The organism is Nitrosomonas aestuarii (assembly GCF_003046585.1).
GTDB classification, from domain to species: Bacteria; Pseudomonadota; Gammaproteobacteria; order Burkholderiales; family Nitrosomonadaceae; genus Nitrosomonas; species Nitrosomonas aestuarii.
Window position 1 is genome coordinate 1 of record NZ_QAAE01000021.1, and the last position, 23,337, is coordinate 23,337.

Below are 23,337 nucleotides of genomic sequence, written 5' to 3' on the forward strand. Positions count from 1 at the left end.
TTCTGCCTTCAACAATTTTAGCAATTATATCAACGGTGAGTTGAGCTTTAGAATCCATCACAATCATCCTCAACATGCCTCCAGTATTCAAAAAAAGAACACTAACAAACATGTAAAAAAGAGACCGACAGTTTCCCTTGGTAATTAGCGATTACGACAGAATCGCCTGGTAATTAAGATACGACAAAGTCGCTTGGTGTTAACAGTTTTGTTTTCGTAAGTTTTAAAAACGCTGCGCAAGAATAAAATCGTGACATTTTTCAGTTACATTTTTTTCAAATACCTAACACCGCCGATTTTTTTCATTATGAAAGCCAATGACAGTTGACCGGAAAGACGCAAACCGTTAAGATTCACACCTTCACCAAATCCCTGATAGCTCAGTTGGTAGAGCGACGGACTGTTAATCCGCAGGTCCCAGGTTCGAGCCCTGGTCAGGGAGCCAAAATATTCAAAGACTTATTCGACTCGCCCTCATCAACTGCCTGTTTAACGTGACAAATACGTGACAACGGAATGACCTTGCTGTCACGGGTCGATTCGATCCTGGATGCAGCAAACGCCAGATTCTCGGTTGCAAACTTGGCGTAACGATCCACCATATTGCGCGACTTCCAGCCCCCTAAATCCTTCAGTTCATCACAGCTGGTGCCAGCCTGCCGATGCCATGAAGCCCAGGTATGCCGCAAATCATGAAAGCGGAAATCGTCAATCCCTGCTTTTTTAACCGCGTTTCCCCAGGCCGTATTGGTTAAATCCCAAAGGATAGGTTTGCCACGATAGGTAAAACAGTATTGCGCATGTTTGCCGATTTGCGCTTCCAATACAGCGATTGCATCCTTATTCAGCGGAACACCTCGCGGTGTGCCATTCTTGGTTTTATTCAACCATGCTGTGCGCCGATTTAAATCGACGCGGTTCCACTCCAATCCGGTAATCTCACGCGCCCGGCAACCCGTTGCCAAAGCAAAGCGAATCAATGCCGCCAGGTGATCCGGTGCAGCATCAATCAAACGGCCTGCTTCTTCACGGGTCAGCCAGCGATCTCGTTCCACTTCACCCGGCATTAACCGGATTTTAGGAATGCTGTCGATCCATTGCCATTCATCGCGCGCCATTTTCAGCAAATTACGAATCAAGGCCAGATAACGATTCACGGTTGCCGGTGTATTCCCTGTCTTGAGCCGTTCCTGAACAATAAACCAGATCATGTCACCATTAATCTGATTCAATGTCAGTTTGCCCAGATAAGGATCAAGCATGCGGCAAATCCGTTGCACATCGCGATAGCTTTTCAGGCTTGCTTTAACTGTGAGATACCGTACCACGGCTTCCTGCCAGGTGCGTTGCGGCTTAATGCCGAAATGATGTTCCCGGAACGCTTCCAGCCTGATTTTGGCTAGCAGTGCTTCGGCATCCTGACGGCTTTCTGTCCCAGCGCTTTGGCGTATTCTTTTGCCGTTTGGGAGCGTTGTTGCAATCCACCAGAAACGGGAATCTTTTCTCCGGTAGACGCCTTCTTGTGTTTGGGCCATATGTGTTCCTCCTTAGCCCGCCCATGCTCGCGTTGCTTATAATCCTCTATCCAGGCATCTAAATCAACCCTGTCGTATACACAACGGCGGCCCAGTTTAATACAAGGAATATCCAGTTCAGTCAGCAGCGTGACCCCGATACCGAGATAGACAGCGGCTTCTTTCCTGGACAGGCAGCGAATTGCAGGCAGTGGCAGGCTAATTTTTTCCATTGTTAGCTGCCTTCTGACTGTTTCCGGTATTCTCGGGCAAGCTTATCCAGTCTGGCCTGCTCATCGGCTTCGGTTTTGTTCAGGATGGAATTGAACTGACGCGCTTTGATGGCAATTTTTTCCTGCACATAATCATCAAAAGTCAGCCCCAGATAAAAGCTTTTGCGTTCGTGATAGCCGTATAACGCATTCTTAAACGCCTCAACGCCTGCATCAAAATCCTGGACACCTTCACGCGCCATGAATGAAATCAGCGCACTGAATCCATTCCGGCACAGCCAGTCATCACCCGGTATGCGTGCGTTATTGAAACGCGACGATAAAGGCCCGCCGTCGGTATGCCAGTCAACCGATGACAGGTAGCCCCATAAGGGATGAATCGGCCAGCGTGAACGGGTTTGATCATCCGGGTTAGGCAGGGTCAAGCGCAGCCATTCCGTTGTGGCATAGCTCCACAGGCCGTTGAGGTTATCCAGCACTTCGGCAAGCTTACTCAGCCCTTTCTGTGTCAACACTTCCCGTTTTAACTGAAACTCAAGCCGCCAGACTTTATCTTGACCGTTCCAGCCTGTTTTTTTCCACAATTCATGCAGGTAAAACTTTTTCGACTGTTTGTTAATTTCCAGTGTTTTGTCATAAAGGCGGCAACTGATCACGCCACCCGCACCAATCGTCCAGCCGGAGAATTCACGTTCAACCGAATAAGCATTGATTGCAGATGCACGCGTTACCCAGGCATGGCGGTTCCAGCTTTCCATATTCTCGGAACTGACGTAATCAATAAACAGATCAATGCGGCTGACATTGGCTGATTCATGAACAGTGCCCAATTGATCCAGAACGCGGCGCAGGGCTTTTTCTGCTTCCAGTGGCCTTCTATAAGTCAAATACTCGCTGGATAGCTGTACATACGCAAATGGCAGCGAACGGCTGCGGGATAATTGAATATGAAAGGTATTATCTTGCAGGCGATAAAGAAAGAAGCCTTTGCCCTTATCCTTGACCTCAAAGATGTGGTCATCGACTAGATACTGCGCTTTTACCTGTTGATGTGGTTCAGGTGATTGCGCGATTTGCTTCAGTTCTTTTAATTCATCATCCACCTCAGCAGATAATTCACCTGGATAGGATAGATACAGACTATCAACCCCAAACCTTAACAGCTTGAAGTATTCTGTATTATTGCAGTTATTAGGTACTGTGTTACTAGGCGGCGTACCTTGTGGGGATGATTCAGACTGATGCAATGCATCCGTCAAATCCTGTTCCACTTCGCCATCACGCCGCACTGCCTCGCTTGCGCTCGTTGTGCGGTGTGGTGGCTCAGCGGATTGAATATTATCCTGCTTTCTAACGTCAAAAATCTGTGAATTTACTTCATGTGTAAATAATTTAGCGTCTTTCATCGGAACCTCCATAAGTTATTGATGATGGAGGCACTATCGGGCTTAAAAACTCAATTGCCCATTACCGCTGCATGCAGAAGGAATATACTTTTGCACAAAACCCCCACGGTAAAAGAGCACTTCAGGAATCAGGAGTTAATATACGTCTACATGCAGATGTTCGAATCAGGCAGATTTATTTTTCTTCGTGTGTTTGCGAAGCGCACCCAAAAAAGTCCGAGTGGCTGTATCACGGCTATTAAATTGAAGCTGTTCTTTCTCTACCAGGGAATCAAAGAAATGTCTTGCAGCAGCGGCTTTGCTGGAATGTTGAGCGCCTTTTTCTTGATAAAAAGTAATAAATTTATTGTTGATGGCATTTGTTGCGGCATGTTTTGCATTTGCGGCTTTGGTAGCATTGCTGGCTACTGAAACAATAATGGCTTGTTTTATTGGTTCAAAACTCGCTTTTTTTGTACCATCATAAACCAAAAGATATTCATAACGCTCAGTATGTTCTATTTCGTTATCATCCAAATCATAAGGATATCTGTCATTGTCGGGAAACCAGAATTCAGGCAACGGTTCATTATTTTCAATGCACCAGCGGGCCAACCCATTACGCGACAATAACATGCTGTTAAAAAGACGTTTCTCGAACACTTTCTTATCAATGGATTTTTGTAAACTCTCAAGAAAGCATTCTGTGGTGATCTGTTGAATAGGCCGGAGTAGCTTTAATAAGAAAGCTCTATGCTTTTCAGTATATACACTAAATTTCGCACTGTTAATGGATGCTTTGGTAAGTACAAGCAATGTGTCACGTACTTTTAACGGTATGTTGTGAGTTTCACACGATCTTGGATCATAATCATGCCAGTAATGAGCAATTTCCCATAAAGACAAAGTTTTTACATGTACGAGCATTAAAAAATATTTATCCTTAAGAATTCTGAATAAAAAAACAGCTGATATTTATTTTTCGCCACAACATGGGTATTCTTTAGTGAACAAATTAACAAGTAGATTTAAATCCATCGGATTTTTTTACATCGAACTGGCCATAGGCACGTTATAGGAATGTACAGTCCGATTTGCAAACATGATCAAGGTATTATATAAGCGAAGCGATTTAGCTTTTTTATACGCAGGAGTTAATCCATGAGCATTAACGACGAACTGGAACAAGACCCAAGCATTACCGAGATCAACCGCGCCATCGAGTTGTTTACCGATCGCATGCAGGAGCGGCGATTGTTTGCAAGCTACTTGAACGATCCGGCGTGCAAGTCCATCCTGTTTTTTCATGGCGACGGTGGCAATGGTAAATCCTGGCTTTTGCGTATGCTGCAAGAGCGTTATTGCCGGTATTTACCTGCGGATTCCTGGAATTTTGTCAAAACCCAGGCCAGCGATGAAGATTTTGCGTTTAATTTTGAAAACGCCGCTGAAGCAACAGCGGTGCCTTGCGCTTATCTCGACTTTGGAAAAGATAAAGATAAACGCAACGTACAGCCGCGTCTGGCGTTTGATGGTCTGGTCAAGCTGCGCGAGCAACTCGGGCGGCAAGGGTTTCGGTTTCCTCTGTTTGATTATGCGATGGCAGTGTATCAAATCCGCGGACGTGGCATGGCACCCGAAAGCTTGAAGCAATTATTACCGGAAGCAGAAACCGACTTCGTCGATATGCTTATAAACATTTTTACAGAAAACAGGGTTGCCGATCAGGCAAGATCGGTTTTCAATTTTCTGAATAAATATTTAGATAAAGACAAAAGCAAAAATTTCCTTACGCTTTACCTGAAAAAACGCAAAATTGATGAAACTGCCTGGCAGCAACTCGAGCGGCTTGATCCCAATTCGCAGTTATTTGAACAGTTGCCCGACTTGTTCGCTCGCGATTTGAATGCGGCGATGGCAGTGGACGATGCGCCACCGCGTGTGGCATTGTTATTCGACACGCATGAATCGTTCTGGGGCACCGATAAGCACCGTGAATCTGAAGAAAGTTACTTTAGCCGCGATGAATGGCTGCGCCGTTTGTTGCGTGCGCTTGATCTGGACGCCGGTATTGTCGCTGTTGTCGCCGGGCGTGAAGCACCGCGCTGGTCTGATGCGCCGATCCAAACTATTATTCCTGAAGCTTATCTGGATGTCTGGCTTATAGGCCACCTGTCTGCGGAAGACGCCGACGCCTATCTGATCAAAGCTAGCATCAAAGATTCGGTTCTGCGCAATGCGCTGATTGCCATGAGCGAAGTGGCATCCGGACAGATCCACCCCCTTTATATCGGTTTATGTGGCGACATCGCGCTGGCTGCGGCACGTCGTGGCGAGAAACTTAATCCCGCAGATTTAACCGACCCGGAAAAAACCGAAGACAAAACACGCAGCCTGGTAACGCGACTGCTGCGTTATTGCGATACCGATCTATCCTATGCGGTCAAGACACTGGCCGCAGCACGCGGTTTTGACCGCAATCTTTTCTTTGCACTCGGCAATGCAATGCATTATCAAGCGACCGTACCGTTTTTTCAGCAACTGGTGCAGTTTTCCTTTGTCTGGCCGATGCCTGACAGGGATGAAGGCTGGTATCGCGTTCATGATCTGCTGCGCAGAGCTTTGGGCGCACTCAATGAAACTGAAACCATGCAGGCGCACGCTGCTCTGGAAACATACTATCGTGACCAACACAACCAAGGAAACGAATTGGCTATCGTTCACGCGATTTATCATGCGAATCAGCAGGACTGGCAGCGCGGATTTGATGAGTGGAATACCTTGTTTGGATCGGCCATAGAAAAAAGCCAGCATGTCCTTTGCGAGAATCTGCAGGCGCTGCAAAGTGAAATGAAACTGGAAAGTAATTTTAGCCGGGGTACTGCTGCTTATCAAATCGGTAGCTATGCCATTAGTCTGTCGCGGCATAGTCAGGCAATGACTGCCTTGAGTGAAGCCATCCAGTATTACAACGCAGACCTGCAGGCAAAGCCGGATTATGTCTTCGCGCATAATAACCTGGGTAATACCCTAGCAAAACTGGCGGATTTGCAGGCGAATCTTTCACAGCACAACGAAGCGCTGGAAAACTACCAGCAATCGATAGAAAGCTATCGGCAGGCACTCGACCGGGCGCCGGATGATGTCTCCGCGCATAATAATCTGGGTAGTACTCTGCTAAGCCTGGCGAATTTGCAGGCGAATCTTTCACAGCACAACGAAGCGCTGGAAAACTACCAGCAATCGAGAGAAAGCTATCGGCAGGCACTCGACCGGGCGCCGGATTATGTCTTCGCGCATAATAATCTGGGACTTGCCCTGCAAAGCCTGGCGGATTTGCAGGCGAATCTTTCACAGCACAACGAAGCGCTGGAAAACTACCAGCAATCGAGAGAAAGCTATCGGCAGGCACTCAACCGGGCGCCGGATTATGTCTTCGCGCATAATAACCTGGGTAATACTCTGCTAAGCCTGGCGAATTTGCAGGCGAATCTTTCACAGCACAACGAAGCGCTGAAAAACTACCAACAATCGATAGAAAGCTATCGGCAGGCACTCAACCGGGCGCCGAATCATCCCGTTATCCTCAAGAATCATGAAGTAGCGGAGCAGAAACTATCCAATTTTCAGGGGAATAATCCTGATCAAAATTGAAATCAATCTCATGAATGATATTACCAAAGTAACTCTCGCAGAACAAAGATACAGATTTTGCAATGCAGCATAACCCTATGGAACAATGACGCTAAAGGCAAAAGGATGTTTGCCATCACTTCAAAAAAAGATACAACAGCTTCGCTCTTGTATGGGATATAGGACAGATTTGTTACGCCAGACTGTGGCGAGCAACCCAGCTGAGTCAGTTTGCTGTATTCCTTGAAGCTGAACCGACATAATCCAAAAGCAAAATTTGCTTTCAAACATTCTAACTAACAGCAAAAAACAAAACGTGACAAATCTGACGATCATTGGCGTATTTTGGCGAGCATTGGCGGTAATAAAATCAATAAAAACAGTGGTTAATTAGACCTGTTAATCCGCAGGTCCCAGGTTCGAGCCCTGGTCAGGGAGCCATTATTTTCTTGGACTTACTTTTGACGACACTGATCGCCGGACTTAAAGGTTTTGGGTCTGTGGGATGCTGAGCCACCATTTTGGCTGCAATCGAATAACTACAGCAGTTCAAATTCTACAGAAAAAGAGTCATTTTTATTCTTGTTCTGGAAAATGTTTTTTTGCCTTTTCAAATGCCTGGTGCATGGATTTTAGAGACAATCTAAGCCCATTTTGAATATCTTCCCAAGCGCTTTCTGTACTGTTTTCAAACTGGCCCCATTTTTCCTTCGCCTGTCTCAATCCCTGCTCGAGCTCATCAAGGTGTGGTTGAATTTTATACTGCGCTTCCTTTGCTCCCAGGTGCATTTGCAATTTGACTTCATCAACCATTGACTGCATGTTTTCCACTTCAGCTTGTAATTGCGCTTTCATTTTATTTTCGCTCAGTTCATTCTCCTCTTTTGTATATAGCGGAGTAAGACTGTACCAATGAAGCGCACTAAATTAAGCGATTACCACCGGTAGCGGATGCGCCCGGCTCAATGTATTCCGTGATTAAAGTGCAACCGTGGCCTTATACCAGTCGCACATTTACCGCAATTGACCGGGAATGGACAATTCTTTGTCTGCTTGCTTGACCTTGGAAACGCAAGCACATAATGCAATGCGCATAGATCTGATTCCTTGACTATTTCAATCTGAGTAATGAGTAATATTACATCAGTTATTGAAAGCGCGCATAACTCCACAGGCACCTCCTGCTCTTTGGCGTATGGTGCGTCGGCGGTCCCTCCTATGGATTTATGCGCCTAGTGGGTCAGGATATCAAGAACGCCGTTTAGCCTCCGCACCCGTACTGCGCACGGCTGCTCGGATAGGCGGCTTTTATGGATAGAGTCCAAGCGCTTGTATAAAAAACGCAAAACATCTATATTCGACAGTTAATTATTAATGGTATGTATTTGTAGCCCCCCGTGTTACTTGGACGGGGATAACACTCATATGAGTCACCGTCTTGTGATGGATAGAATCTATAAGTATGAATTCCCAGTTCCCATTTTTTGATAACACACCAGAATTAAAAGAGTTTATTGATTTATTACCTATAGCTATTTTTATAAAAGATGCCGATAGTAGAATATTGATGATGAACAACGCTTGCGAATTGCAATGGGGCTTGCGTTTTAAAGACCTTTATGAGACGGACGCCAGCCAGTTTTTTCCACCCGAACAAATGAAGTTTTTTCTCGCCAAAGACAAAGAAGTATTTGAGAGTGCTAGCCAAATTGATTTTGAAGAAATAATTTGGAATTCCTCACTTAAGGAAAATCGTATTGTTCACACATTCAAAAAACCTTTTTGCAGCAGTTCTGGAAAACCGCTGTATTTGGTTGGCATGTCCGTTGACATCACTGAACGCAAAAAGGCGGAACATCGCATCATGGAGATGGCTACTTACGATATGCTAACAGGTTTGCCCAATCGCACTTTACTCATGGACCGCATTAAACAGGCACTTGAACAGGGCCGTCGTAACCAGAAACATGTAGCTGTTTTGTTCATTGACTTGGATCACTTTAAAGTGATCAATGATTCCTTAGGGCACGATGTTGGTGATCTACTATTGCAAGAAGTAGCAGCAAGGTTTGTGACCGTAGTGCGTAGAGAAGACACAGTGGCACGCCATGGTGGGGATGAGTTTATAGTGCTGCTGTCCAATCTTTACAAAGCCATGGATGCGGAAGTGGTAGCTCAGAAAATACTGGATGTATTAAACCTTCCTTTTCAGATTGATGACGCGGAACTTCACGTCAGTGGCAGTATCGGTATTTCCCTGTTCCCGGATGATTGAAAGAATATTTGGATGTTACTGAAGAACAGTGATATTGCCATGTACCATGCTAAGAAGAAGGGCCGTAACAACTGCCAATTCTTTAAGTCAGAGATGAACAAGCGGGCAAATGAGCGACATTCCATGGAAGTCGATTTGCGTAATGCATTAAAGTGCAGCGAACTGCTGCTTCATTATCAACCGATTGTTAACATAGATGACACCAAGGTTTACAGTATGGAGGCATTGTTACGCTGGCGTCATCCTAAGAACGGATTGATTTGTCCGACAAAATTTATCCGACTTGCTGAAGAGACTGGAATGATCGTGTTGATCGGGGAATGGGTGATGCGACAATCGTGCCTGCAAATTAAGGCTTGGCGTGAACAAGGTTATGAGGTTCCGAAGCTAGCAATTAATCTCTCTGCTCTACAATTCCGGCAGAAAACCCTAGTGGCGGACATTACACGCATTTTGGATGAGACCGAGGTGGAAGGACACTGTTTGATTTTAGAAATCACAGAAAGTCAATTGATAGAAAATGTTGAGGAGGTGGTCAGAACACTGCAACAACTTCGTGCATTAGGAATTGAGATTTCAGTAGATGACTTTGGTACCGGTTATTCTAGCCTGAGTTATCTGAAACGCTACCAGATCAACACGCTGAAGATTGATCGCTCATTCGTGCGTGATATTAGTGATAATCCAGAAGATACCGCGATCATCGCTGCTATCCTCGCCATGGCAGACAACCTGAAGATAAATGTTGTCGCCGAAGGTGTGGAAACTGAGGAACAGCTGTTTTTTCTAGCATCTCATGGATGCTTTCGTTTCCAAGGATATTTTTTTAGCAAACCGCTACCGGCCCCTGAGATTGAAAGCAGAATCTGGAAAAGCATCAATCCGTAGGTATCTAGTTCTTGCCTTAATCATAAAGTGAGTTTAAGTAAATTGACTGGTACTTTTCAGCACCCAGATTTGTCCGTTTTGGCGAGCCATTATTTTCTTGGATTTACTGCTAATGCCACTGACCATCGGACTTATAGGTTTTGGGTCGGTGGTATAGCGAAGTGCGACCCCGTGATCGGATCTGCTCAGCTAATTCCATCAGGGACAGAGACATAGTCTCGCATAAAATGCGAATGTATGGCTGCAATCTTTACCTGCTCAAAATCATTGACTAAAAGTTTGGCATAACGTGGGCGTCCATGTATGTTACTCGAACGGTAAGTACGAATGCATATTGGCAGAAATTATTTCTAGTTGAAAAATATTTCTGTAACGATCCCGATCAGTGGTGGGTGAAGCCCATCCGGTGCATCGTTTGGTTAGGCGAAATACGATATTAACGAAACACGCTTAGTCCTGGTCCAATGAGATAGAGGAATCATTATCTACGAAAATGGGTGACTACGTGCAGCTGGGCCGCAGCTTCAACGGCCGCCAGATCTTCTTTAAGATCAAGCGCTTTGCGGGAACGCTCAAGAGCTAAATGTCCGTGATAGTTGGCAGCATCACGGATTTCGGCATTACCGGTCAATGCCAGCGAACGCAATGCTTTTTGCAGACGCACGGACACCTCGACCACTCCGGCTCCATCACGGGCAATCGCCGTGAAAGCATCATCGAACATATCGCCCACCGAGATCAGAGGCACTTCTATTCGGTCATACTCTGGTGTTTTTTCTTCTGTACCTTGCGTTGGCTCATTCCACAGAACAAATAGCCGTATCAGTTTACCGATAACGTTTATGGCCGTGCCGGGATCATTGACGGCTGGCGATAGGGCGCGACCCGCGATCTCCGATAGCACAACAAGCCCAAACCGGGGATCGTCTTCAAAAAGACGATGGTCTCCTATTTGGAATGATTCGACAATGCATGTATAGTCAATTTTGGACTGGTCACCCGATGGGGTGCTCACGTACGCCAGAATCCGATCGGGAGTGGCAAATGCACCGGGCAAAGCTTCCACAACCACCCGTGCATCCACTTCTTCCGCCCACGATTGAATGGCGGTCATGTCAATATGCTGCACGTAACCAATGCTCTGCGCGAATAAAGCTTGTCCAACTGCTTGAGATTTTTTTTTCGGTATTCCGTGTAGAGTTGGTGCATCCCGCCGACGCTTCAGAGCGTCTGCCGTAGCTTTCTCAACCTTTTCAATCGTCGATCCCAATCGTCCGAGCCGGGCAATACCGTCAACCCAACCCACAAAGGTAACGATTACCAAGCCAAATATAAACACCGTGAGGGCAAAAAGAATAAAAAGACCTGCCTCGTCAAAGTAGGCGTTTTTGACCGCCGTTAGTGCCACGATGCTAAAAATGAACGCGCCAACAAATGTCGAAAGGGCATTTTGGGATGCATCATCGGCGACGACCAAGGTGAAAGCCCGTGGAGTCGCTGTACTGCCTGCCGAGGCGTAAGCTGACACCATTGACGACACAGAAAAAGTAGCAATGACCAACATGCTGGCCGCCATGACGGACAGCAGTGTTTCAATCGAGTCTAGCGCAATCGCAGGCAAGAGCTGCGCCAGCTGGGTACCATCAGCGAGTTTCGCAACGAAAACCGCGCTGATTGACAGCAAGCAAACTACCAATGGCCTCACCCAGAGCCGTTCGCGAAGCCGGTTGATAATAAAGCGGATGCGGTCTATTGAAACAAAAGATGCCATACTAATTTACTCTCTAACAGGTAATTATACAGCTACCTTATATTTACCACACGTAAGAAAAAGAAGCAAAAAAATTGTGATGTTAGATCAAATGAAGACTATCATATCTACGAAACACTACAACTATGGAAAAGATATGACTCAATTCCAGTTACCAGATTTACCCATTTTGGCGAGCCATAGTTTTCTTAGACTTACAGCTATGCATACTGATCATCGGACTTTTGGATTTTGAATCGGTGTGATTGCAAAAGGCTAATTTTTTAATATTGCGACTATCAATACAAGGTCATTGGTAGATAATATTATTATGAAAAATCCAGCCATTCTCATGCATTTCTTCAGGATCACGATACGTCCAGTGGATGACTCCACCTTTATCATTCCATTCGTATTCACCAAAGAATTCAATTTGATCATTTACTGCTAACGTATCAATTCTTGGCGCCAAATCTATATTGTGAGCTATCAGTAGTGTTTGCTTTGACTTTAATTCAATGATGAATCTCTGATGACGGCTGCCACTAAGATCATCTGACAAAATAGAAATCACGACACCTGTCCCGGAAACCTGAATATTACTTTGCACATTGGCAAATAATTGAGCTAATAATTTATCTCCATCGGCTTCTAACTCAATGTAGTCGGCAATTACTCCCGCCCTCAACAACCCATTAAAATTATCACCATAGGCATAAAATTATTCGCTTCTAGTACCGATATAAGTATCAGTACTGGGATAGTAACGAACCAGATATGCATCCAGGATAGTAGTTGCTACTCCAGCAGGACTAAAAAACTCAGGATAAGATTCCTCAGCAAAATTAAATAACTTATTGCTATTGATTAGAAAATTCTCTGCAGCGGCTATTGATGGAATTAATGCCAGGAACAGCAAGGTAGTAAATTTCATAAGTTATAAATTATACGGGGAAAATATAAAAATACTCAGAAGACCATAACGGCAGACAGCTTGCGATAATAAATTTAATTTAGTAAAAGAACATGATAATCAAAGAGTAACTCCCCATTATTAACCGAAGTTAGAAGTAGAGGTTAATGAGCCAATAGAGCAAGCTGTTGTTTCGGTGTTATTCCTCCAATGGCCGTGTTAGGCCGTTCATGATTATAGGTCCACAACCATTTTGTTGCACAGCCCTGAACCTCGTTTATTGATTCAAAGCAGTGAAAGTTTAACCAGTCATAGCGTACAGTTCTGTTGTAGCGTTTTATGCAAGCATTTTGCTGGGGGCTGCCCTTTCACCCTCGATATCCTCTTGCTAAGAAATAATTGAAGAATCCATAACTAATTTGCCCACGCTTCAGAAAGCACTTCGACCTGTTTCAGTACCAACTCCACCGCTTCATCCGTTTTATCCGGCGGATTTTTATAGCGACGCAATAGAACTCGCACTATATTTCTTATTCGTGCACGCACGCTGTCACGGACTTTCCAGTCAACAGTCGTACTTTTTCGCAGTTTCTCAACCAGTTCATGGGCGATCTTTTTCAGTGTGTCGTCGCCAAAAAAAATTATGGCAGGATATGGGGTTCGAACCGCTATGTGTATCAGTCAACCTTTCCTCGCGGCAGTTTCGAAGCGAATCTCTGGTAAATACCGTAAGCTCCGCCCTTGCCGATTCCGGACTGGAACCGCGCTATCTTGAACTGGAACTGACAGAAAGTCTGCTGGCAGATAATACTGAACATGCTATTTCGCTTATGCACGCCCTGAAGGAACTTGGCATTGCCCTGTCCATTGATGACTTTGACACCGGCTACTCGTCACTCAGTTATCTTAAGCGCTTTCCGATTGATTGTCTTAAAATTGATCGTAGTTTCATTACTGACATTGCCAGCAATGCCAAGGATGCCGCAATTGTAGAGGCCATTTCAGCACTGGCTCACAATCTCGGAATTGGGCTCGTTGCGGAAGGTGTTGAGAATATCAATCAGGCTAAATTACTGGAAGGTTACGGATGCACCGAAATGCAGGGGTATTTTTACAGCGAACCAATCGATGCCAATCACCTGGTCAGCATATTAAATCAACTGGGCTCCTCGACATTGTCTACTAAGGTTGCAAAGCTCATACATTGAAAAATGACATAGTCTAATATGAGTCCATCAGCCTGTCATGATGCCTAAGGGAATAACTCCTAATATATTTGTCCAGAAATTGTAGACCACTTCTCTGTTTGGGTGACTGTAAAGAATGATATTGTCAACTAATCTTCTGGGTGTATATTGTTGCACCTTATCACGCCAATCCCATCTGGTAGGTAACAAGTACCCTGCTGCCAATTTACAATGATTCCGCCACATATCAAGTTAATGCACCATTTATTGTCTCTAGTTTCTTCAATAAGAAATAAAAATAGTTCTTAAAATGGTAGGGCTTGAATGATGATTGAAACTTTTTTATGCAAGCAAATCTTCATTTCTCGTTGAATCGGCCATTGTCGTGGTTCTGCAAGGCTGGTTGACAATCTATTAATCAGGGATAAAAAATGAACAGAAAAAGCAACAAGTTGGCAAAAACAAATTTGGTTCTTTGGATTTTCCTGGGTCTGGGTGTTTCACTCACCCATGCAACAACCCAGCTTGGCAGTTCATCTGAATTAACGATGCCCGTATCAGTCAGTTCAGACTCAACAAAATCGTTAAGTGTCACACTGGATGTTAAATCGGACACATACACCATGCCGGGCATCTCACCAACACCCGAAGGCGGGCCAATCAAGGACCCGGTAGTCAAAGCACGTGGCGTGGGCTTGATCAGCCACAATCCAGACGCAACAACACCTGTTGCCAACAATCTCCTGGCAGGGCCAACATTGCGTATTCGTCCAGGAGATGCGCTGAATGTTGTTTTTAGAAACAGCCTTGACTATAAACCCTCCGCCGGTGATAGTGGTCACAGCACTACTATTCCACACGGATTTGATGTGATTAATCTGCATACACATGGTTTGCATGTCTCACCGCAGAGTCCGGGTGATAATGTATTGACCAGTATTTTCCCTGACAAAACACCACAAAAACCATTACAGCAATGTAATCAAGAATATGGCGCAGGCAATTGTGTTACCGGAGAGTTTGCCTATTCTTACCAGATACCAGACACGCATCCTGCCGGAACCTTCTGGTATCACGCGCATAAGCATGGCGCGGTTTCCATGCACCTGGCTGATGCTATAGCAGGCGCGTTAATCATTGAAGACCCCGTTAACGGCCTTGAAAGCCTTCCTGCTGTGCAAGCAGCGCGTGAAAAGATTATTATGCTGCAACATATTTCTTATGGTGGAAGTTATTCCGATAGTCAAAACAGAGGATCGGGCACGCAAAGTGACCCCTATCTTGTGGACTGCATGAGTGTTTATCAGGATTCGGCAAATTGTGATTTTGATGACACAAAACCGGCAACACCCAAGGTAACCAACAAAACCTTGTCAGTGAATGGACAATTTCAACCAACCATTTCAATGTGGACGGAAGAAGCACAACTCTGGCGCGTCATTAACGGCAGCATCGGTAATGTTACAACGATGTGTTTAGTGCCTGTAGACGATGGTGCAACAGATACCGCTACTGGCCCTAAGGCATATGTTCTGGCAGCTGATGGCATTCCATTACAAAATCCAGGCGCCGGCAAGAATGATTCCCCAGTGCTATTGACGAATCCTGTTAGCCAACCGACCAATGGCATTGAGCTATTGAACAATGAATTGTCATTATTAGCGTCAGGGCAACGGTTGGATTTGATGGTTAAAGCCCCTGCCAGACCAGGTACATATGCGCTTTATAATTCCAATGATGACGCCATTGATAAACAGTGCCAGGCAGCAACTTATCAGGGTAAAGCGCCTATCTTGACCGTTTCGGTGAAAGAAACCGCCAGTGACATTGCTTACAACACATCAGTGCCAACGCAGCAAGCTTTGAATAAATTGCAAACTCCTGTAACGATTACTGCCGCTGAAAGCCCTAAGTTACCAACGCAAGGTGCTTTATTTGGCTTTACCAATAGCACCTTTGCACCAAAAATTGGCGGTGCATCGGCGATTAACGCGCGCGTTTTTAACCCGATGCGAAGCCAACGTAATCTGGAACTGGGACAAGTTGATTTATGGTCGGTTCAAAGTGCAGAGGGTGTACATATGTACCATATCCACATTAATTCCTTCCAGCTGGTTTCCCGTGGCGAGATGAATTATCCGTTCCCAGTATGGCGGGACACTTTGTTAATCAATGCTCCGGATAAATCCGGATCCGGTGAGATTGTACAGTTTTTACAAAAACCGTTAGACTTTACCGGTATCCTGGTTATGCATTGCCATAATGTTTTTCATGAAGACAATGGCATGATGGAAATGGTCACTATTCAGCCTTCGGCTGGTAAGAATCCATAATCGAAATAAAGGTATCCTCTGGATACCTTTTTTATGATGAAATAACACTTTGGTTTTGAACGGATTTAAAAAATGCCTCACTTGCGGGTTTTTACTGACGGTAGTGTTGATACTCAGTTAAAGGTGGGATATGGCGCTTATCTAGTGGTGTCTGATCTGAATACATCTATAGACTCGCTTAAAGATACTGTGAAAGTAAAGCGTTTTGAACAAACCAGTTCAACTAAATTGGAATTGCAAACTTTGTTGTGGTCACTGGAAGAGATGATTGCTTTGGCTAACGGGAGCGATGATATTACTTTGACGGTTTACACAGATTCTCAAAATATTATTGGTTTACCCGGAAGACGTACCCGTCTTGAGCAAAGCAATTATTTTTCCGGAAAAAACAGAAGGCTGCGTAATTATGAGCTATACCAAAAATTTTACCGATTTATCACCAGGATAAATTGTGAATTTGTTAAGGTAGCAGGCCATCAGGCATCTAGCAAGAAAGATAAGATCGACAGACTATTTGGTCTGGTAGACCAAACATCCAGGCGTGCATTAAGAGAAGATTCTTAGTGTACGGCGTGGGGGCAGTATTGTGAACGTAATGCACTATATAGAATACGACCCTGATCTGTTTTCGTTAGTAACGGCGTAAGCGTGTTGGATCACGAAAAGGCTGCCTGGATCAGTTGACCCGCATGAGCGCTTTCCATCAAACAAAAAGCCCAGCATTTTAGCGCTGGGCTTTTTATCAAATCAAGAGCCGATCAAGGAGCCTGGATATTCGACGCCTGCTTGCCCTTTTGACCTTGCGTTACATCAAAGGTAACCTTTTGGCCTTCTGTCAGTGTCTTGAAGCCGCTCATATTAATTTCGGAAAAATGGGCGAACAAATCCTCTCCGCCATCTTCAGGTGTAACAAACCCAAAACCTTTTGCATCGTTAAACCATTTAACTGTACCTGCTGCCATGTGATTACTTCCTTTTTAAAAATAACGGGGAATCCCCCGAGAAACTACTTGAATCGAAGATTGCACATGGATTACCAGTACTGCAAAAGCTTTGAAACAAATACCTTGAACTCTTATACTCTGATTGTGACTGAAAGTCCAGCGAATTCTAAAAAAAAGAATTGACTCAAGAAAAAATTACCGAAAAATGCCTTTGAAACGTGATTTACTACCCTGTTTCAGGCGGCTGATCGTGGCTGGTGACAATCCCGGCGCATCTGAACCTAACAGGTGTTTCAGTATTTCGGAAAAATATCCCGTTGAAATTCCTCTCAGATATAACCAGACAAAAACGCATCAATGTTCCGGATACGCTTCAAATAGGGTGGTATCAGACTGTTGTTGAACTTGATACCCGACTTGGAACGATTTCGAACCTTCGGAACTTTGACTGAAATGTCTCCAAGTCCTGTTTGAATCAAGCATACAGGAAAATAGCCATTTCCGACTACTGCCATCTTACCTTCGTCCGTTTTTAAAGTATCGTACTGCTCGATAAAAATGGGTACTTCCACTTCAATCGCTGCAGCAAGCATTTTCGTGCGCCTTCTCGAATACTTCCTGCAACGGATCATTTTGCTCTGGTTGTTCAGCTTAAAAACATTACTATCTGTCATGCGGAATTTTCCTTTTTATTGGCTGATCTGCCAAGAACTCTACCAACAGGTTACACCGATTTCTTCTCCCGCCATTTACCGTAAATGATCATAGCTCATTTATCTTTGTCCTGCTAATCTTTGCATATTGAATGAAATTTAATGAAAGAAGAAACGTCGTCTAACTTCAAGGTAAGGAATAACAATCATGGACTTAGAAACAGGTAAGTTAAATGCGCTTAAATTTCTCACTAAACAATATATTGAAAATGTCTGGATATCTACCAGCATACATTTGGTTGTACTCGGCTGGTTATTTTCTTCTGAACAAATACATCTGCTTATAAAAGAAGAGCTTTTTATACAAATTGGATTAACCTGTATATTGTTGCTACTTGAATGTTTTCGTTGGTTTATCAATAGTCCAATTTATCGTCGTATAAGATTTCTGGAAATGGAGGTATCAAAAAAAACAAGCACAGAGCTTGCAGATGCCTATACCATTAAATCCTATCGATTTATATGTAGTGAGCTCTTTATCTCTTTGCTAACAGTATTTGCAATTACCTTCATTTGGCTTTATCCATATTTATAAATTATAAGCAATAAAGTCGTATCACGTTTCATCTGAAGGGTATGAATCAAACTTAAAATAAGGCGCACAAACAGACTCTTCGCAGGACTCCAGCTATAAGCCTCCGGCTGTGCCGGATGTAATTTGACTGTTATATAGCCTTTTCTAGGCTTACACTGATACACCCTGATCATCGTACTGTTGGATTTTGCGGAGGAGTGATGATGACGCTAAGCCTATTATGCTGCAATTGGAATAACTGCGACATATTGCGCCATGTTTTTCTCTCAATACTGCAGCTTTAGCTGACGATTAACATCGTTTATCTTTCGTTACAACAATGACTAATCATTACCGTCTTTTTAGGTGATCAGGCTAGTTTGTTCATTTTGTGTTGATGAGATACGCGCCGCTATTCAATGAACTCAAATTTAACAACACACTTCAATAAACTCGTACATAATAGCAGCAGTAACAATCATAATGGAGTACGATCATGGCAAAAGGACAGCAACGAAAAAATAAGGAAGCAAAGAAACCTAAAAAAGAAACACCACCCAAAGCAACTGGCATATATTGATGCCGTTTGAAATTTGACCGGGTAACCCACTGCAGGTCTGAGCCTTTTGCTTTTGCTTTAGTCATCGGCAAGAGGCACCTTTCTCAGCTCCCTGCTTCCAAACTTCTAAATCCTTCGTGCACCCCGGCCCGCACCGGCCTGGATGTTGGAGTTCTTCGCGTGCACGTGCAAAATCCATAGTGTGTTTGATGGCCATTTCGGGACTGACCCATTGCACAGCATCGCAGGCAATAAGATGGCCAGCGCTGTAGTGACCGAGTTGGTCGAGTGTTTCGGCCTTATCGATTGGGGCTGTCGTGCTGCATCCGGCAACTACAGCTCCCAAAACTAATAGTTTGATCCTTTTGATTATACTCACCGCTAACTCCCAGATTAAATTATAAATTCTGCGTCTAGAAAAAAATACCTTGTTTACGAAATTGAAATATATTAAAAAACTGACATACCGGTTCGTGTCGCAAAGAGTTCCAGTGCTCTGATTCCCCGGATTGAATTTCCTCGTTCGTTGAGTTCAGGACTCCAGACAGCGATTGCGAGTTTCTTCGGAATGACTGCGACAATGCCGCCGCCAACGCCACTCTTTCCCGGCAAACCAACCAGATAAGCGAATGCCCCGGCTTCATCGTAGAAGCCACAAGTTAACATAATGGCATTAATTCTTTTGGCCTGAATTGCTGTTATAATCCGCTCGCCCGTTTTGGGGACGATGCCACCATTGGCCAGAAACAAGAAGGATTTTGCCAACCCAACGCAACTCATCTCTATTGAACATTGATGTGAATACGCATTGAGCACCTGTTCCACACCGTGGTTTATGTTCTGGTAGGCCTTCATAAAATTGGCCAGGGCAAGATTGGTGTAACCAGTCTGTATCTCGGACTGCGCTACTTCTTCATTGTAGTTGATATCCAAACAACGCAGCTTTTCTACAAAGGCAAGCATTTCTTCGTTGGGGTGATCCAGGTGATCAAGCAAAATATCGGTAATAACAAGCGCACCAGCATTGATAAAAGGATTTCGCGGAATTCCTTTCTCGTACTCCAGTTGAACAAGTGAGTTGAAAGGGTTTCCGGACGGCTCGACACCGACACGCTCCCAGACCTGATCGCCGACAATTCTTATTCCGAGCGCAAGGTTAAAAACTTTAGAAATGCTCTGGATCGAAAATCTTTCCGTTGCATCGCCTATTTTAAAACATTCGCCTTCCACAGTTTCGAGTGCGATTCCAAATTTTCGCCCATCAATTTTTGCCAGTTCCGGAATATAGTCCGCCACATGACCTTGTCCAAATAGCGGCTGAACTTCTGTATAAATTTCATCTAACAGCGCCTGATAATTCATTCGTCTCTCAATAAACGTATTTTCGCATTAGGAATAAAAATGTAACAAGTGATGACTCGAGAGTCTGACGTATAGGAAAAATAAAATCCAGTATCAACCTATCACCGAATGGCTTTCCATAATTCGATCCTGGAGTGCCTTTCAAAGCTGGTATAGAAGTAACCGTGTAATACCAATCTAACTTTAGATAGGCGAGAAATCATCCAATTCGTAGCCACACAGTCGACGGTCTATACTGCTGGTTGACCGCCGTTCATACAGGCGTGGGGCTTTCATCTATAAGCCGCAAACAACAGCGTTCATATGTGCTAGCAGCAGAACTTGAACAGCATATTGCATCAGGTCATGCGTCGAACCGCGTGCATGGGTCAACACCCAAAGCCGTGAAATCTCGACCTCTGTCAGTTTCCAGCTGAATAAACAAAGACCGAAAGACCGCTGCGGCCAATCATCATTCAAATGTTGAATAACAGTTCTGATTTTAATCGGATATTTAAAAAATATGATGCAGTTTGATCATCAATGGTTAAAGTGCCCGATAATTTATAAGGATTTCATTACTTTTGACCTTTGCAAATCAAATATCGGGTATCAGAAATTTTTCGTCAGATTTACTGCAATTCATCAGAAAAATCAACCGGACATGTAAATCCGCGAATTTCAGAACGATATGTATCCTCGCATGTTGCAACCTTACGCAGCATCGCAACCCTGTGCTGTTCCCAGCATTGCTGATTGGTCAAGCCGATTGTCGGGCAATTGTCATATGGATGTGCATCTTCGGCATTTAATGGGTACTTTCTTTCTTCCATTACATAGCCGGGCGCTTGCTCATAAAAAAACATCTCAAAATTATCGCCCGGTTGTTTGTTATAATTCCAAACAAAAAAGCGTGACAGACTGGTAGCCCTTGTCAGTGAAAACGTACGTTCCATCAGGGTGATTATGGCGGCAGGCGTTAATGACAGGTATTCATTTGCAGGTCCTGCGTTTTGAACAAATTCCACATCTTTCAATAGCGTATACTTAGCCGCCATGATTGGGGAATGCTCTCTTACATTGACATAATTATGTAAATAACTATTATCAAAAAAGGTAACTTTCGCCGGCAACTCACCTAACTTCGGATCCTCAGGCTGCAGGAATGCAGGCAAATCGACGCCCAGATTAAAGCCCTCGACTCTGGTATTTTTAAACACCGTATGCCCGGATTGATAGTTGGGGTTTGTCAGATCGATACCCTTGTTAATCGAACCGAAGAAATTTTGATTAGAAACTGATTGATTACTGATAATCGTAATGTTGCTATAAAAAGCAGAAACATTTCGTTGAGAATATAATCCGGTTTGTTTAATATTCCAAAGCAAAGAATCACTGATGTTCCCGACGACACCTGCAAAACCAACCCATATACCGACACTGCTGGCGTATACTTCATTGTTTCTTGACACTCTGATTTCTGGCGCAAATGTATCTTGATAACGCGTCCATTGAGTCAAGTCGTCAATGTCAGCGCCTCTGAAATTCGGAACAAGGGGTTGATTAGCCCAGAAACCTTTTGATCGCGCATTATACATCACGCCCGCAAAAGCGGCATTGGCGGCTACGTTGCCGGTTACATAATCATCGTTCCCTGTAAACCACAGTGCAGAACCTTCATAGCCAAAATCAGCGAATTTGAGAGGTCTGCCAGCCCCAGCCACGCCTCCATATGTTGGTTCGTAAATACTGGCTATGATAGTGCCTATTTTGACCACAAAATTATTGCTGAAAACGTTTTCTCTTTCATTTCCTTCTTCGGTGATGATGCCTGCGCCTTCAACATCATAGACCACGTTTCCATCCACCAGGCCAAAATGCGAATTATGCACGGCTATGCCCCACTTGGCGCCATTCTCAACCGAGTTACCAACAAGAATGAATTGATACCCATTGTTCGCCTCGTTTACCGGCCCCATAAGATGATGCATATGCACAGGGTAACGACCAATTTGGTTTATACCAACGTGGGTAACTGCGCCATCTTCAATCAATGTATTATCCAATGGCGCCGCCGTAGTTCTTCCCATGTCAACAAATGCCACGTATCTAACGTCTACATTCGCTCGTTCAGTAAACATTACGTGGCCTCTGACACCATTGGGGTTTTCTGAACGGACTACAATGTTTCTAGTCAAATTGCCAATATGCGGCATAGCAAATATGTTGCCGCCAGTATCACGGCCACCCAGGTGGTCATACAGGAGTGGTTGAAATAAAGTTACAGTATTGTCAGAAATGTCAGCAATAATGAGTTCTTCTAGTTGAAGATCAATGGGCGTTACTGGTTCAATCTGCCATTTTCTGATCAGAGGGGTTTGTCTGGTATCTGGAAGTACAAGCTTATCTCCTACCGACCAACCGGAAGGACTGGCCTCAAGCGTGAGTGTATTTTGTCCTGCCCTCGGTTCCTGCGCCAGCCTTACCCAGGCTGGCGTCATTCCTTTGCCGTGCATGTTGACTTCGCCAAAAGCGACGATACCGGTGCCAAATTGCTGGGGATCATAAATTCCCGTCACTGGATCAGGCGAGAAAACGGCAAGCGGACGATTTGCAATAATTATTTCGGCTTTTGCATGCGGTGCCACAGGGTTGGACAATGTGCCAATATCTAATTTACCCTGTCGATATACTAGGATGGTTCCTACTTTGATTCTGGTATTTACACCGGTATCAAACGTTAATGTTCCCCTGATTCCCAAAGCAGCCAGTGAAGCATCACTCATGCCGTTATAGTGAACAGCGTGTCCTCGCTCTACTTTAACAACGTCTTCAGCACCTGGTATACGGTTTTGCTGCCATGTGGCAGCATCGAACCAACTTCCGCTTTGTTTTGAAACTATTGTTGGCCTGGCCACAAAATTGGGCACCACATCCTTAGCTGTTGTAATCACTGCGGATCCAGCTTGTAAAACTACTGGCAGATGCAAGTGCTTATCATCTGAACCCAACTCACTTTCTTGACTTCCACACACAACACTAGCGAAAATGAAGCAAAAAGTTACCGCAATCAGTATTCTGGCGCTTTTAATCATATAAGTTGCTCCTTATAGATAATAATTAAGCGTAAATCCCTTGTTTGGTGTACAGGCAGG

21 protein-coding genes, 1 tRNA gene and 1 pseudogene are annotated in these 23,337 nt (G+C 44.3%); 8 read left to right on the plus strand and 15 right to left on the minus strand.

The window, feature by feature from the left end; genetic code table 11:
* Positions 1-369: 369 nt before the first annotated feature.
* Positions 370-445: transfer RNA gene (locus C8R11_RS13590), tRNA-Asn, on the plus strand.
* Here the strand turns inward: C8R11_RS13590 and C8R11_RS13595 are convergent.
* The 4 genes from C8R11_RS13595 to C8R11_RS15930 form a co-directional block, all read right to left on the minus strand.
* Positions 435-1,481, minus strand: a complete 1,047-nt coding sequence (locus C8R11_RS13595) for a tyrosine-type recombinase/integrase (RefSeq protein ID WP_244907695.1) — start codon at positions 1,479-1,481, stop codon at positions 435-437. The genes C8R11_RS13590 and C8R11_RS13595 overlap by 11 nt on opposite strands.
* Positions 1,400-1,747 (minus strand): helix-turn-helix domain-containing protein, encoded by a 348-nt coding sequence (locus C8R11_RS16800; RefSeq protein ID WP_244907690.1) that lies wholly within the window; start codon positions 1,745-1,747, stop codon positions 1,400-1,402. The genes C8R11_RS13595 and C8R11_RS16800 overlap by 82 nt, the downstream gene beginning before the upstream one ends.
* 2 nt (positions 1,748-1,749) lie before the next feature.
* Positions 1,750-3,153 carry a replication initiation factor gene (locus C8R11_RS13600; protein ID WP_244907691.1) on the minus strand — a complete coding sequence of 468 codons (1,404 nt, stop codon included), beginning with the start codon at positions 3,151-3,153 and terminating at the stop codon, positions 1,750-1,752.
* Between the two features lie 165 nt (positions 3,154-3,318).
* Positions 3,319-3,714, minus strand: coding sequence for a hypothetical protein (locus C8R11_RS15930; protein WP_146159115.1), 396 nt, complete (start codon positions 3,712-3,714; stop codon positions 3,319-3,321).
* A gap of 579 nt (positions 3,715-4,293) precedes the next feature.
* Between C8R11_RS15930 and C8R11_RS13610 the strand changes: the two genes are divergently transcribed.
* Positions 4,294-6,786: a tetratricopeptide repeat protein gene (locus C8R11_RS13610; protein ID WP_107796175.1), complete on the plus strand. Its 2,493-nt coding sequence runs from the start codon at positions 4,294-4,296 to the stop codon at positions 6,784-6,786.
* Between the two features lie 555 nt (positions 6,787-7,341).
* Here C8R11_RS13610 and C8R11_RS13615 read toward each other — a convergent pair.
* Positions 7,342-7,620 carry a sll1863 family stress response protein gene (locus tag C8R11_RS13615; RefSeq protein WP_244907692.1) on the minus strand — a complete coding sequence of 93 codons (279 nt, stop codon included), beginning with the start codon at positions 7,618-7,620 and terminating at the stop codon, positions 7,342-7,344.
* Positions 7,621-8,227: 607 nt separating this feature from the next.
* On the opposite strand from C8R11_RS13615, the gene C8R11_RS16805 reads away from it, so the two are divergent.
* Both C8R11_RS16805 and C8R11_RS16810 read left to right on the plus strand, forming a co-directional pair.
* On the plus strand, positions 8,228-9,040 hold the full coding sequence (locus tag C8R11_RS16805; RefSeq protein WP_107796177.1) for a sensor domain-containing protein: 813 nt from the start codon (positions 8,228-8,230) through the stop codon (positions 9,038-9,040).
* Positions 9,041-9,052: 12 nt separating this feature from the next.
* A complete protein-coding gene (locus tag C8R11_RS16810) occupies positions 9,053-9,928 on the plus strand; it encodes a putative bifunctional diguanylate cyclase/phosphodiesterase (RefSeq protein ID WP_107796178.1) in 876 nt (291 codons plus the stop codon).
* Between the two features lie 481 nt (positions 9,929-10,409).
* Here the strand turns inward: C8R11_RS16810 and C8R11_RS13630 are convergent, their stop codons facing one another.
* From C8R11_RS13630 to C8R11_RS13650, 5 genes and pseudogenes are all read right to left on the minus strand, one after another.
* A complete protein-coding gene (locus C8R11_RS13630) occupies positions 10,410-11,609 on the minus strand; it encodes a DUF2254 domain-containing protein (protein ID WP_244907696.1) in 1,200 nt (399 codons plus the stop codon).
* A 379-nt stretch (positions 11,610-11,988) separates the two neighbouring features.
* Positions 11,989-12,369 carry a DUF3465 domain-containing protein gene (locus tag C8R11_RS16815; protein ID WP_107796180.1) on the minus strand — a complete coding sequence of 127 codons (381 nt, stop codon included), beginning with the start codon at positions 12,367-12,369 and terminating at the stop codon, positions 11,989-11,991.
* Between the two features lie 30 nt (positions 12,370-12,399).
* Entirely contained in the window at positions 12,400-12,612 is a 213-nt protein-coding gene (locus C8R11_RS16820; protein ID WP_107796181.1) for a hypothetical protein, read from the minus strand.
* A gap of 143 nt (positions 12,613-12,755) precedes the next feature.
* A pseudogene (locus C8R11_RS13645) lies at positions 12,756-12,956 on the minus strand (integrase core domain-containing protein); the annotation flags it as partial.
* Positions 12,957-13,005: 49 nt separating this feature from the next.
* Entirely contained in the window at positions 13,006-13,272 is a 267-nt protein-coding gene (locus tag C8R11_RS13650) for a type I restriction enzyme endonuclease domain-containing protein (protein WP_107796183.1), read from the minus strand.
* Here C8R11_RS13650 and C8R11_RS13655 point away from each other — a divergent pair.
* The 3 genes from C8R11_RS13655 (at position 13,212) to C8R11_RS13665 (ending at position 16,675) form a co-directional block, all read left to right on the plus strand.
* A complete protein-coding gene (locus C8R11_RS13655; RefSeq protein ID WP_146159116.1) occupies positions 13,212-13,799 on the plus strand; it encodes an EAL domain-containing protein in 588 nt (195 codons plus the stop codon). The two genes, C8R11_RS13650 and C8R11_RS13655, sit on opposite strands and share 61 nt — an antisense overlap.
* Before the next feature lie 410 nt (positions 13,800-14,209).
* Positions 14,210-16,111 (plus strand): multicopper oxidase family protein, encoded by a 1,902-nt coding sequence (locus C8R11_RS13660; RefSeq protein ID WP_107796185.1) that lies wholly within the window; start codon positions 14,210-14,212, stop codon positions 16,109-16,111.
* Between the two features lie 72 nt (positions 16,112-16,183).
* A complete protein-coding gene (locus C8R11_RS13665; protein ID WP_107796186.1) occupies positions 16,184-16,675 on the plus strand; it encodes a ribonuclease HI in 492 nt (163 codons plus the stop codon).
* Positions 16,676-16,869: 194 nt separating this feature from the next.
* Here C8R11_RS13665 and C8R11_RS13670 read toward each other — a convergent pair whose 3' ends face one another.
* Positions 16,870-17,073 carry a cold-shock protein gene (locus C8R11_RS13670; protein WP_090703333.1) on the minus strand — a complete coding sequence of 68 codons (204 nt, stop codon included), beginning with the start codon at positions 17,071-17,073 and terminating at the stop codon, positions 16,870-16,872.
* Between the two features lie 311 nt (positions 17,074-17,384).
* Positions 17,385-17,729, minus strand: coding sequence for a hypothetical protein (locus C8R11_RS13675; protein ID WP_244907693.1), 345 nt, complete (start codon positions 17,727-17,729; stop codon positions 17,385-17,387).
* A 187-nt stretch (positions 17,730-17,916) separates the two neighbouring features.
* Between C8R11_RS13675 and C8R11_RS13680 the strand changes: the two genes are divergently transcribed.
* The gene (locus C8R11_RS13680; protein ID WP_107796187.1) at positions 17,917-18,303 is read left to right on the plus strand and encodes a hypothetical protein; all 387 of its coding nucleotides are present in this window, start codon (positions 17,917-17,919) and stop codon (positions 18,301-18,303) included.
* A 620-nt stretch (positions 18,304-18,923) separates the two neighbouring features.
* Here C8R11_RS13680 and C8R11_RS13685 read toward each other — a convergent pair.
* From C8R11_RS13685 to C8R11_RS13700, 3 genes are all read right to left on the minus strand, one after another.
* Entirely contained in the window at positions 18,924-19,220 is a 297-nt protein-coding gene (locus tag C8R11_RS13685) for a hypothetical protein (RefSeq protein ID WP_107796188.1), read from the minus strand.
* Positions 19,221-19,291: 71 nt separating this feature from the next.
* Positions 19,292-20,203 (minus strand): glutaminase, encoded by a 912-nt coding sequence (locus C8R11_RS13690; protein WP_107796189.1) that lies wholly within the window; start codon positions 20,201-20,203, stop codon positions 19,292-19,294.
* A gap of 611 nt (positions 20,204-20,814) precedes the next feature.
* Positions 20,815-23,277 carry a G8 domain-containing protein gene (locus tag C8R11_RS13700; protein ID WP_107796191.1) on the minus strand — a complete coding sequence of 821 codons (2,463 nt, stop codon included), beginning with the start codon at positions 23,275-23,277 and terminating at the stop codon, positions 20,815-20,817.
* Between the last annotated feature and the right edge of the window lie 60 nt (positions 23,278-23,337).